Origin of the sequence: Paraburkholderia panacisoli (genome assembly GCF_008369935.1) — a bacterium.
GTDB lineage: Bacteria > Pseudomonadota > Gammaproteobacteria > Burkholderiales > Burkholderiaceae > Paraburkholderia > Paraburkholderia panacisoli.
The window spans coordinates 1-12,795 of record NZ_VTUZ01000032.1; the positions used below are offsets into that span (position 1 = coordinate 1).

The window sequence follows — 12,795 nt, forward strand, 5'->3', positions numbered from 1 at the left end:
GTTACGTTGTCAGAGCCGCTCTTGATTCAGGCTCCTAGATTCACCGGGTGACACCGGTGGTTCACTCCTTCAATGCGGCGAGAAGGGCGAACAACTTCTGTAAGCGACTTCGTGTCGCACCTCAACAATATTGTTCAGATATTTGTTCTGCCGAACCTTGATCGGCGTTGCGCGTTCGGCACTAAGCGCTTCGAGCGCGGCCAGGTTGGCGCCGCTCATGTCCACCGTAATCGTCGTGGGCTCGCCGTTCTGGTCGATCGCCTTGCTGAAATAACGAAAAGCAGCCGCCTTGTCACGGTGGGCTCGCAGCAGGAAGTCAACCGTATTGCCCTCCTTGTCGACGGCGCGGTACAAATACTTCAATTGGCCTTTGACCTTGACGTAGGTCTCATCGACGCGCCAGCTCCTGCCCACCGCACGCCTGTGTTGGTGAAACGCTTTTTCCAACAGCGGCACGGGCTTAATGACCCAGCGATGTACGCTCGAATGATCCACATCGATTCCCCGCTCGGCCATCATCTCTTCGAGGTTGCGCAGGCTCAACGAATACACCCACATACCAGCGCACGCACAGCAGAATCACGTCCATTGGGTAGCGCAGTCGCTTCAGTACCTTGCCAATGCCAGCGGGCAGCGTCTTGCGTAGCGTCTTCTGCGTCCCGGTCATCGTGTTCGTCATCGGTGTCAGGCTGCGAATTTTACGGCAGCGCTTAATGCGACACAGCCAACTTCCCCTGATCCCGCGCAAAGTCATGACCTGCGAAGCGCTCCTGGTTCCCGCTCACTGGTCATGCTAACAACTCCGCGGCCTTATAGCGGGTCGTCAGGCTGTTGAGGCAGGTCCTCAAGCGCCCCCGCGTTCTCATACAGTTTGAGCAGCATGGAGCGAAGCACCTGAACATCGCTTGGGGCGAAGTCGCGAAGGAGCACCGCCTCATGTCGCTTTGCGACAGGAACGATACGCAGCGCAAGTGCTTCCCCCTTTATCGTCAGGGCGATCCTGATCGACCGTCCATCAGTCGAACTCCTCTCGCGTCTTACCAGTTCTTGACTCTCAAGACGGTCAACGATCCTGGACAGCGCTGAAATATCAGATGACGCATGTACCGACAGCTCAGACACCGTCTGATGCGGCACGTACAACAGCGAGGCACAGACTCGCCACTCGCTGAGATTCAGGCCAAACGCTTTCAGTGCCTTTGCGAACGAATTTCCCATCCTGCTTCCGGCGCGTGTCAATAGGAAGGGAATCGCCTGTTCGAGCTCTTGTGGTCGCTTCGGTGTCTTCATGATTGTTGGTGGGTTGAGGGTTTACGCGAGTTTTCGTATTTGAAAAATCAAATATACTCCATCGTAATGTATTTGATTAATCAAAGAAATGCCATCCGGGCGAACGCGGATAGCCCGCGCGTTTCTTCCTACTTGAGCAAGGCGTCATACGCTGAATCGGAGCAGATTGATGAGAAACAAGATCGCGCTTGAAGAGCACTTTGCAATCGATCTGACGATCGAGCAGTCGAAAGGTTATGCCCCCTCCCACGTCTGGGAGATGCTGAAGTCGAATCTGATGGACATCGAGCAGCAACGACTCGAACGGATGGAGCAGGGCGGAACCGAGTATTCAATTTTGTCGCTCAACTCGCCTGGCATCCAGGGTATTCCGGACATCAAGGAGGCCATTGATGTTGCGAGGCGGGCCAATGATGTTCTCGCGGAACATGTTGCCCGTCATCCGTCCCGCCTGGGCGGATTCGCTGCGTTGCCGATGCAGGATCCCGAAGCTGCGGCACGTGAGCTCGAGCGCAGCGTGAAGGAGCTGGGATTCCATGGCTTCATGGTGAATGGCTTTTCGCAGGTGGGCGATGCGGAGAATGTCGTGTACTACGATGCCTCGCGGTTCGCCGATTTCTGGGCGAGCGCAGCGGCGCTCGGCAAGCCTTTCTATATGCATCCTCGGGACCCGTTGCCGTCGCGCGAACCGATCTACGACGGTTTTCCATGGTTGACGGCGGCGACGTGGGCGTTCGCGGTCGAAACGAGCATTCATGCGTTGAGACTGATGACGTCGGGTCTCTTCGACCGCCATCCCGGGCTACAGATGATTCTTGGTCATCTTGGCGAGGGGATTCCGTTCAACGTCTGGCGTGTCGACCATATTCTCCGGAAGGCGCCGCGAGGTCTGCCCTGCAAGCGAACGGTGGGCGAATATCTGCGGGAGAACGTCTATTTGACGACGAGCGGAAACTTCAGAACGCAGACGCTTCTATCGACGATGCTGGAAGTTGGCAGTGACCGGATCATGTATTCGGTCGACTACCCGTTTGAAATGCATGACGAGGCATCACAGTGGTTTGACACATGCTCGATTAGCGAAACCGACCGCGTGAAGATTGGGCGGGAAAACGCACGACGTCTGTTCGGTCTTGAGTGATACGAGGAACTGGAGAAATACGTATGGTCATGACCGAGTTGGCGCCAGCAGGGGTATGGCATAACAAGATCTTCAGCGGCGGATGGAAAGCGGGAGGCGCGGGTACAATCCCCGTGACTGAGAAGGCGACCGGCGAGGTAATGGGCTCGACTGGTTGCGCGTCGGTCGCCGACGTGTCCGCTGCCGCGGCGATTGCAACCGACGCGCAACAGGCCTGGGCAGCGACACCAGGGCCTCAGCGAGGAGATATTTTGCGCGAGGTTGCTCGTCTGCTGGATGTTCACCGGGACGAGATCGCTCGTCAGATCGTTCGGGAGACGGGATCGATACGGCCGAAGGCGCAACTGGAGGTGAAACTGGCGATACGCGAGATTCTCGAAGGCGCAGCGCTAGCGAGCCAGCCAACTGGAATGATTACGACGAGCGACGTGAAGGGGCGGCATAGCATCGCACGCCGGATTCCCATGGGCGTGGTCGGGGTCATTACTCCGTGGAATTCTCCGTTCATACTCGCGGCGCGAGCGATTGCACCAGCGCTGGCGACCGGCAACGCAGTGTTGCTCAAGCCCGATCCTCAAACGCCAGTAAGCGGTGGTGTCCTGTATGCGCGACTGTTTGAAGCTACGGGGTTGCCTGATGGGTTATTCCATGTCCTTCCCGGTGGCGCGGAAACGGGTGACGCGATGGTCCGGGAGCCGCTTGTCAACATGATCAGCTTCACGGGCTCCACACGGGTGGGGCAAGTGATCGGCGCCGTTGCAGGCGGCTTGCTCAAGCGCGCGAGCCTCGAACTCGGCGGCAAGAATCCCTACATCGTGCTTGACGACGTCGATGTCGAAGCAGCGGCTAGCGCTGGAGCATGGGGATCGTTTTTGCATCAGGGGCAAGTCTGCATGTCTGCAGGCCGGCATCTTGTTCAGGAGAGCATTGCTGACGCGTACGTTGAAAGCCTTGTCCGGCGAACCAGGGCGCTAACGGTTGGCGACCCTTCCAGGGACGATGTCCATCTTGGTCCCCTTATCAATGAACGGCAGGCCGCAAACGTCGATCGCATCGTAGCGGACTCGGCAAGCAAGGGCGCGAAGATTCTCGCGGGCGGCTCCCGCGACGGGCTGTTTTTCGAACCGACGGTCATGGTAGACGTCGCGCCACAAATGCCTGCGTTCGAGGAAGAGATCTTCGGTCCTGTCGCCGCGGTAACGGTGTTCAAGGACGATGACGAAGCGGTCAGGCTGGCCAATCAGAACCGCTACGGCCTGGTTGCGGCAGTGGCTTCCTCCGATTTGCGCCGCGCCCAGCGGATTGCGGACCGACTGCATGCCGGCATCGTCCACATCAATGATCAGACCGTCATGCACGAGGTGTTTGGGCCGATGGGCGGTCTCGGCTTATCCGGCAATGGGCATAACTACAGCACGCTGACCAACGCCGACCAGTTCATGGAATGGCAGTGGGTGACGAGCCGAGAAGACCTTCCTGCTTATTCATTCTAGAGACCTGTTGCGCCGGGCTAGCCGGATACAGGCAAGCAACCTGCATTGTCCGGCGTCTACGCCGAGAACCCATTGACGGATGATTTCATGCTCAAACGAAACGAGGTGAATAATTGATCTCAGATACAGTACAGCGAGTTGAAGAGACGCATTCTTCGATCGTTGACATTAGCGCGCTGATCGATAGCCAGCCACTGAGTACCTTCCAGAAATGGATCATGGTCATGATCGGCTGTTCGGTGGTGATGGACGGATTCGACGTGCAGACGATGGGTTTCGTCGCGCCCGCGATTGTGCAGGCGTGGCGCATCAACCCGGCAGATCTCGGACCCGTTTTCGGTGCCGGGTTAATGGGGATGCTCGCGGGCTCAATCGTTCTCGGCGCGATGGCCGACCGGGTGGGGCGTCGGCCGGTCTTGATTGGAGCGACTGTGTTCTATGGGCTATGCATGCTCGCCACCACCCTTGTCCAGAGTGTCCCGGAGTTCCTTGTCATTCGTTTCATGACCGGTGTCGGCATCGGTGGCGTGATGGGTAACGCTATCGCACTGGTCAGCGAGTACAGTCCGCGGAAACATCGGGCGTCGTTGATGACGTGGGTCTCATGCGGCTTCACGGGTGGCGCAATCGCCGGAGGGTTTCTCTGTGCAGCACTGCTGCCGTCGATGGGGTGGAGGTCAGTATTCCTCGTCGGGGGGATATTGCCCATCGTCATTGCCGTCGCGATGGCCAGGTATCTGCCAGAATCGCTCCAGTTGCTGGTGCTCAAACAGCGCAGTCCGGAGAGGATTGCTCAGTTGCTGGGACAAATCGCGCCGGGCGTGCCGGTCGGTCCAGATACCCGCTTTACCGTATTCGGACGGACGCACGCGAAGGCCTCCGTTGGCGAGCTCTTTCGCCATGGCCGCGGCACGATCACGCTGCTGCTGTGGGGCATCAACTTCGCGAACCTGCTCGTTCTCTTTTTCCTGTCGAACTGGCTTCCGATGCTTTCCTTGCGAGTCGGCCACGGTGTGTCGACGGCTGTGCTCCTCGGTACATCATTGCAGATCGGCGGTACCGCGGGTGCGCTGCTGATGGGCCCGTTGATGGACCGCTTTGGCTTCTACCGTGTGTTGGTGCTCAGCTTCCTGGTGGCGACGATTTCCGTATCGTCCGTCGGGCTCCCTGATATGTCGGCGGGATTGCGCTTTGCCGTCGTAGTGATAAGCGGAATCTGCATTGTGGGTGGGCAGCCAGCCGTCAATGCGCTGACCGCGACACTCTATCCAACCTCGCTGCGCGCCACCGGGGTTGGCTGGAGTCTGGGAATTGGCCGGGCGGGTTCAATTATCGGTCCTGTAGTGGCCGGGCAACTGATCAATCTGCAGTGGTCGAACACCGCGTTGTTTGTCGCGGCGGCGGTGCCCGCTCTGGCATCGTGTTTGATGCTTGTTTTCCTCAGCCGCGCTGCGGGGAAAAGTCGGATCGATTGCGTAGAGTGTTAGCTGGTTAAGCCAGATCCAGAGAGGCGTTTTTTCGGCAATTAAAGTAGTCATACTAAATAAATCGCTGGAAGGCGGATCCTGAAGTGGGCTTATCCACATAAAGAAAAGTGGATGGATGGACAGTCAAGGAAGAGACATGGGCATTTCGATCACAGTGAATGGCAAGCGACACCTTCTGGCCGCAGCGGCTGAAACGCCACTGCTCTACGTGCTGCGCAACGATCTTCAGTTGAACGGTCCGAAGTTCGGCTGTGGCGAGGCGCAGTGTGGCGCGTGCACGGTGATGCTCGACAACGATGCGACGCGCTCATGCGTTTTCCCGGTTGGTGCGGTAGGCAAGGCTCAGGTGACCACAATCGAAGGTCTGGGCCACGGCGAGCGGCTTCATGCGTTGCAGAAGGCCTTCCTCGCCGAGCAGGCCGCACAGTGCGGCTATTGCTCGAGCGGGATGTTGATAGCCGCGAAAGCGCTGCTGGAACGAAATCCCGCTCCGGACCAGGCGACCATACGGCGCGAGATGGCGGGCCAGAAATGCCGCTGCGGCGCGCACAACCGGATTGTCCGTGCGATCCAGCGTGCCGCGAAGGAGTTGCGCGGATGAATACTTTCAACCTTTCCCGGCGTGCATTCGGCAAGCTGGCTGGGGCGGTAGTCGCGACGTTTTCGCTTGCTCCCTTCTCGGAGTTTGCGTGGGGCGAGCCTGATCTCCCCGTCGACCTTCGTGCCAATCGCAGGCTTGATGGTTGGATCCGAGTCGACGAAGAGGGCACGGTCACGATTTTCACAGGAAAAGCCGAGCTGGGGCAGGGTATTCTCACCGCCCTCTCACAGATCGCTGCTGATGAACTCGATGTGAATCTGGCTCGCGTACGCATGATTTCCGCAGATACGGCCCGCAGTCCGAACGAGAACTACACCTTTGGTAGCCAATCGGTCGAGCAAGGCGGGGCGGCGTTACGCGCTGCCGCTGCGCATGCGAGGGCGGTGCTGGTCGGAGCCGCTTGCCAACGGCTCAGGGTTTCCGAGGTGGATATTCGTGTCGAAGACGGCGTGATTCTTGTCGGTGACGGTCGGCGTATCACTTACGCGGACATAGCGAGGGATGAACGTGAGCTTTTCGCGCGCGATATTGCTCCAGGCGTTACGCCTAAGCACCCGTCGGAATACAAGCTGGTCGGCAAGTCAGTGCCGCGCTTTGATTTGGCGGCAAAGTTCACCGGCGGCGCGGCATTCGTTCAGGATATGCGCCTGCCGGGCATGCTTTTTGGCCGTATCGTGCGACCCCCGAGGTACGGCGCACAGCTTGTTTCAGTTAGCGCGGCATCTGTCGCGGGGCTTCCAGGTGTAGTGGCCGTTGTACGCGATGGCAACTTCCTCGGTGTTGTCGCCGAGCGGGAAGAGCAGGCGATCGCAGCGCGTCGCGCACTGATTGAAGCATCGCAGTGGAGCGCGGACTTCGTCGCGCTGCCGGACGTCGATCATCTCCAATCGGTGCTGCCTCAATTGCGCAGCGAAGACAAGACAATTAGCGAAGCGGGACGCGATACACCAGCGCCTGATATCGCAATGCAACTGGAAGCTACCTACTCCCGTCCGTACCTTTCACATGCTTCCATTGGCCCCTCGTGTTCCGTTGCGCTGCTCAAGAACGCGCACATGACCGTCTGGTCCCACACGCAGGGCGTGTTTCCGCTGCGCGGCAATCTTGCAACGGTGCTCGAAATGCCCGCAAACGCAGTCGACGTCGTGCACGTTCCCGGTTCAGGCTGTTACGGGCATAACGGCGCTGATGACGTAGCGCTTGATGCGGCGCTCCTTGCCCGTGAGGTCGCAGGGCGTCCTGTGAAGGTTCAATGGATGCGCGATGACGAATTCGCCTGGGCACCAATCAGCCCGGCAATGGTCATGCGGGCGAGGGCGGCCCTGTCCATAGATGGCCGGATTGTCGACTGGAACTATGAGGTGTGGAGCAATTCGCACGCAATGCGGCCTGGCCAAGCCGGTGGCGTGAATCTGCTGGCTGCCTGGCACCTTGCGAAGCCGTTTCAGCCGTCGCCACCGCCGGAGATTCCGCAGCCCTACGGCAACGGCGACCGCAATGCGGTGCCAGTCTATGATCTGCCGCGCAGGAGAGTGACCAACCATCTGCTGCTGGACGCGCCCATCCGCACGAGTTCACTGCGCACGCTGGGAGCGTACGGAAACGTGTTTGCGATCGAATCGTTCATGGACGAACTGGCTCTCACGGCAAACGCCGACCCGGTCGCATTTCGCCTGGCGCACCTGAGTGATCCGCGTGCGATCGCGGTAGTGCGGGCGGCGGCAAACCGGTCTGAATGGCAGCCCGGGTCGAAAGGCGACGGGCAGCGCGGACGCGGCTTCGCATACTCACGGTACAAGAACATTGGAGCCTACGCGGCGACTGTCGTCGACGTGCACGTTGACCGCTCCATCGGAGTAGTCAGCGTGACAAACGTGACTGCTGCCATCGACGTGGGCCGCGTGATCAATCCCGACGGCGTGAAGAACCAGATCGAGGGCGGCATCGTGCAGGCACTGAGTTGGGCGCTCAAGGAACGTGTCATGTTCGATCGAAAAGAGATTGCCACGCGCCGTTGGCAGGACTATCCGATCCTGTCCTTTGCGGAGGTGCCTCCGATCGATGTCGTGGTGCTGGAAGGTTCCAATGAAGCTTCGCTTGGCGCGGGCGAATGCTCACTCGGTCCGACGGGCGCTGCGCTGGCGAATGCTGTGGCGAATGCAACCGGCGTCCGCTTACGGGAGCTGCCTTTGACGCCGAATAAGGTTCTGGCACGTCTTGTGTGACGCTCTGCCTATAAGTTGATCAGGTGATCTTCAAAATAGTTTGTAGTGCGAATCACGACGCGACGCAGAGAAGGTCGGTCAGGTAGATGGGAGATGCAAAACGGAGGCCGGATATGAAAACTCAAGTCGTCATCGTTGGAGCCGGACCGGTAGGACTCACGCTCGCAATCGACCTCGGCATGCGCGGCATAGAGTGTTTGCTCGTCGAGCAAAAGGCGGAACCGCAGTTTTTGCCGAAAATGGAGCGTTGCAACGCGCGGACCATGGAGATTTTCCGGCGGCTCGGTATCGCGGACCGTATTAGAGCTGCCGGCATGCCCCAAGACGTTCCGATGGACATCCAGATCATCCGCTCCATGACGGAGCCGGCGATCCTGCGCTTGCCCTATCCATCCGTGGCGGAGGCTCGCTTGCTCACGCGCGAGAGTGACGATGGCAGCCTGCCGCTCGAACCCTATCAGCTCATCTCGCAGTACACCCTGGAGCCGCTTCTTCTGGGGGTGGCCGAGCAATTGCCCACAGTCACGGTGATGCGGAGTACGACATTTCTGGAATTCACCGAACGGGCGGGAAGTGTTCTGGTGACGGTCAAGGACCCGGACGGCGTGAGAAGGACGCTGGAGGCTGCCTACCTCGTGGGTTGCGACGGTGGCGCGAGCCGCGTACGCAAGCAACTGGGCATCCGTTTGGAGGGCGAGGGCGACATTGCACGACTGAGGCAGGGCCTGTTCTACTGCGAGCAACTTTATGAGCGGCTGCCAATGGGCAACGGACCACGCCGCGGGCGGCACTATCTGGTAGCGGGCGGTCCGCCCACCTTCATGATCATGCAGGACTCGACGCGCCACTGGACGATCCATTCTGCCGTCGAGAGCGACGAGGAGATGCGACGGAGTTTCGAGCGAATCATCGGGGTACCGCTGCCCTACGATATGCTGCATTGCGGGGAATGGCGACAGAATCTGCTGCTGGCCGAACGCTATGGAAAGGGCAGGGTGTTTCTCGCGGGCGACGCGGCGCACCTCGTGATTCCGACGGGCGGTCTAGGCATGAACACAGGCGTTGGCGATGCCACCGATCTTGCCTGGAAGTTGGCGGCCACGCTGCAAGGTTGGGGCGGCCCGGGGTTGCTGGCCTCCTATGAAGCAGAACGTCGCCAGATTGGTGAGCGCGTCGTCGGCGCATCGCGCTACGCGTCGCTGGGTTACCGAGCCTGGTTGACCGAGGTGCGTCCGGAGATCGCAGACGATACCCCCGCGGGGGCGTCTGCTCGTGCTCACGTCGCCGAGGTCGCGAACGTCGAGCAGCGCAAGTCGAACGAGATGATCGGCGCCGAGCTTGGCTATCGCTATGTGGATTCGTCCATTATCGACAATGTGCCGGGCGGCCCGCAGCACGATCTGCGTGCCTATCTTCCCACTACCTGGCCGGGGGCGCGGCTTCCACACATGTGGCTCAACGACGGAAGCGCCATCCAGGACCGACTACGGTCGGACCGCTACACGTTGATCGACGTTGCGGGCGCCCACGATGCGAAACCGCTTCGCGCCGCGTTCGAAGCATTGGGCGCGCCGCTCGATGTGCTCGTGGTCCCGGACTCCGCGCTTCGCGCCGTCTATGAGCGCGACCTCATTCTCGTTCGGCCTGACATGCATGTCGCCTGGCGCGGCGACCGTCTCCCGCAGACCGTCGATGGGCTCGCCTCGAGAGTGACCGGACATAGCTACATGAACCGCGCCTCGTGTTTAACGGGCAGCCGCTGAACGAGCCGGCCCAGATCAAATCGACAGTCGGTCAGTCATCCGGATGCGCTGCATCACCATGTGCCTAGCCGATGACGGGGCTCGACCATACGTCCAATCAGAGCAGTTACGAGAATGCAATGACAATGGAGACGGAGAATAAATGAGTACACGGTTGAGTCAGGCCAGCGGTGAGCTCTCATGGCGTCGGATGGTCCAGTGGGGGTTCGCGTCGCTGGCGGCATGCATCTCGGGGGCGTCATATGCGCAAAGCTCTGTCACCCTGTATGGGATCATAGATACCGGCATTGAATATGTGACGAATGTCGGTCCTCATAAGGCCAGTTCGGTGCACATGCCGACTCTCACCGCTTCGCAACCATCGCTGTGGGGCCTGCGAGGCAAAGAGGATCTGGGCGGGGGGCTTGGCGCCCTGTTCGTATTGGAGTCGGGCTTTGCCCCGGGACAGGGCACGCTGAATCAAGGGGGGCGTCTGTTTGGCAGGCAGGCCTATGTCGGTATTTCGGGGTGGTGGGGTACGTTGACGCTCGGTCGCCAATATTCGCAGATCCTTTGGGCGGTATTGACAGGCGACACCCTCGCGCCGAACATCTACGCCGCTGCCGATCTTGATCCCTACCTGACCCAGCCGCGAGTTGACAACGCGATCGCCTACACCTTCACGGCATCGGGGCTGACCGTGGGCGTGACGTATTCGTTCGGACGGGACGCGGTGGATAGTGCGGCGGCCGGAGGTTGCGCTGGCCAATCGCCGACCGATTGGCGGGCCTGCAAGGCGATGTCCGCCATGGTGAAGTATGACGCGGGACAGTGGGGCGTCGCGTCGGCCATCGATCGCAACTATGGTGGTGGCGGTGCCGGCTCGCCTCTGCCCAGTAGTTCGCAAACCGATACGCGCGCCGTGATCGACGGGTACATCAAGTTTGATAAGGCGACACTCGGGGCGGGGTTCCTCCATCGAATCAATCACGGTGCGCAGACCCCGACCGTTTTCGATGCAACGAGCAACTACTGGTGGATCGGCGGATCTTATTTGCCCAGTCCAGCTATTGCTCTCGACGCCCAGTTCGGCCATATAACCGTAAGCAGTAGAGACGCGGGAGGCTCTGTGATTGCAGCGCGCGCGATGTACTTCCTGTCCAAGCGCACCTCAGTGTACGTCACCGCGGGGCATGTATTTAACCAGCACAACGCAGCGTTCTCAATTGACGGTGGTGTGATCCCGCCGACTTCGACGCCGTTGCCAGGCGTGGATCAAACGGGTGCGATGGTGGGTATTCGCCACCAGTTCTAAATGGATCGAGGGCGCTCGAACGGCGTTGCGACGAAAACTGGATCCTTATTTTGGCACCCAGTGCAGGATTCTCCGGCGTACAGCAAATGATGGTTGGATTGCGCGTACGCAAGAGTCTCGCATCGCCGCTTATATGTCGCCAGTAGAAACGCACATACGTCTCAAGCACCCCGGAAGCAGCCACTGATGGCGCGCCCGCGGGAGTGGCAGATACGGGGCCACAAAGGGACGGCCAAGGGTCTCCAACGAATGACCGCTTGCTCGGGGCGGACGTCCAAAAAAGGTTACGCCGCGCCCGTATCGTCGGCGGGACGCTTCTTCGCATGCGGCTTCACGACCTTTTTCACCGAGCGTGTGGTCGCCGGGGTGGTGCTCTCGTCGAAAGCGGTCAGCCCCGCCAGGATGAAACTGAGCAGGCCTTGGCGCCATTGTTCGAACGGCACTTTGCGAATCAGGCTGGGTCCGGTCGGGCGATCGCTATAGAACATGCTGAGACCGTGAACGGCGGACCAGGCACAGCGCACCTTCAATTCGCTGAAGCGCTCACTCACACCGAGCTCGTCGAAATAGTCTTTCACGGCGCCATGCAGCAGTTCATACGATGCGTTGCCCGCCGCAAGCAGGTCGGGATAGTGTTCCTTGCCGACGATCTGCGGGCCGAACATAAGAAAGAACAACGCGGGCTGCTCAATCGCGAACTCAATGTAACCATCCATGACGTAGAGCAGGCGGGTCTCGGCTGTCATGCCGGACGATAGCCGCGCCCGGCGAACGGCAACCAACTCCAGGAAGCCTTCGGTCGCAATCGCAGCGAGCAACCCTTCCTTGTCCGCGAACTGGTTCCGCGGTGCGCCGTGCGACACGCCGGCCATGCGCGCGGCAGACCGCAACGTCAGTCCGTGGATGCCTTCGCTCGACAGGATTTCCCTGCCACAGCGGATCATCTCTTCGCGTAGATTGCCGTGATGATACGGGCGTTGAACAGAAGCGGAGGAAGCTTTCGTCATGGCAGAGTTGCGGTTCAGTATCGTATTCGAGGGGAGTCAAGTTTAACGCGAACGCCCCCCGTGGCAGAAGTCGTCCACGTGAGGCATGCTCGCCGGAACGAAATGTCATGTCGACGCTTCTCGTACTTGACGACCGATGACGTAAACACGCTGAGAGCGTTGGCAACGGCTGCATTCCTTTCACCGTCTTTCGAGGCAGCCAGCAGGACCGAGGTTAATAATGCCCCTGATTGCCTCGGTCGTCGACGCGAATATCCGCGACTGGAAGGTGAGCCGTGCTCTGTGTATCGGCGAATATCTGCAACCGACCCCGCCGGATAGCGTCGCTGCGCAGATTGTTTTTTTGAATCTTCCCGACAGAAGTCTTTGGAATCGAGTCGACGAAAGAGAACTGCTAGGGTACCGCCGCGCGCTCGAGAATGACTTCGTATGCATAGTACTTCAGACGGCCGATCAGATACGTCGAACCGGCGTTCAGTGCTACATACACCACC

9 protein-coding genes and 1 pseudogene are annotated in these 12,795 nt (G+C 59.7%); 7 read left to right on the forward strand and 3 right to left on the reverse strand.

The window, feature by feature from the left end:
• Positions 1-84: 84 nt before the first annotated feature.
• Positions 85-667, reverse strand: a pseudogene (locus tag FVF58_RS34485) (IS6 family transposase); the annotation flags it as partial.
• A gap of 143 nt (positions 668-810) precedes the next feature.
• Positions 811-1,290, reverse strand: coding sequence for a MarR family winged helix-turn-helix transcriptional regulator (locus FVF58_RS34490; RefSeq protein ID WP_149674206.1), 480 nt, complete (start codon positions 1,288-1,290; stop codon positions 811-813).
• A 169-nt stretch (positions 1,291-1,459) separates the two neighbouring features.
• Here FVF58_RS34490 and FVF58_RS34495 point away from each other — a divergent pair, with 169 nt between their 5' ends.
• The 7 genes from FVF58_RS34495 to FVF58_RS34525 all read left to right on the forward strand — a co-directional run bounded on the left by FVF58_RS34495 (position 1,460) and on the right by FVF58_RS34525 (position 11,294).
• Entirely contained in the window at positions 1,460-2,431 is a 972-nt protein-coding gene (locus tag FVF58_RS34495) for an amidohydrolase family protein (RefSeq protein WP_149674207.1), read from the forward strand.
• Positions 2,432-2,454: 23 nt separating this feature from the next.
• On the forward strand, positions 2,455-3,924 hold the full coding sequence (locus tag FVF58_RS34500) for an aldehyde dehydrogenase family protein (RefSeq protein ID WP_246217289.1): 1,470 nt from the start codon (positions 2,455-2,457) through the stop codon (positions 3,922-3,924).
• 113 nt (positions 3,925-4,037) lie between these two features.
• A complete protein-coding gene (locus FVF58_RS34505) occupies positions 4,038-5,411 on the forward strand; it encodes an MFS transporter (RefSeq protein WP_246217290.1) in 1,374 nt (457 codons plus the stop codon).
• A gap of 136 nt (positions 5,412-5,547) precedes the next feature.
• Positions 5,548-6,012: a (2Fe-2S)-binding protein gene (locus FVF58_RS34510; protein ID WP_149674208.1), complete on the forward strand. Its 465-nt coding sequence runs from the start codon at positions 5,548-5,550 to the stop codon at positions 6,010-6,012.
• A complete protein-coding gene (locus tag FVF58_RS34515; protein WP_149674209.1) occupies positions 6,009-8,237 on the forward strand; it encodes a xanthine dehydrogenase family protein molybdopterin-binding subunit in 2,229 nt (742 codons plus the stop codon). Before FVF58_RS34510 ends, FVF58_RS34515 begins: the two co-directional genes overlap by 4 nt.
• Before the next feature lie 113 nt (positions 8,238-8,350).
• Positions 8,351-10,000 carry an FAD-dependent monooxygenase gene (locus FVF58_RS34520; protein WP_149674210.1) on the forward strand — a complete coding sequence of 550 codons (1,650 nt, stop codon included), beginning with the start codon at positions 8,351-8,353 and terminating at the stop codon, positions 9,998-10,000.
• A 142-nt stretch (positions 10,001-10,142) separates the two neighbouring features.
• Positions 10,143-11,294 carry a porin gene (locus FVF58_RS34525; protein WP_149674211.1) on the forward strand — a complete coding sequence of 384 codons (1,152 nt, stop codon included), beginning with the start codon at positions 10,143-10,145 and terminating at the stop codon, positions 11,292-11,294.
• A gap of 284 nt (positions 11,295-11,578) precedes the next feature.
• Here FVF58_RS34525 and FVF58_RS34530 read toward each other — a convergent pair whose 3' ends face one another.
• A complete protein-coding gene (locus FVF58_RS34530) occupies positions 11,579-12,166 on the reverse strand; it encodes a TetR-like C-terminal domain-containing protein (protein WP_246217291.1) in 588 nt (195 codons plus the stop codon).
• Positions 12,167-12,795 lie beyond the last annotated feature (629 nt).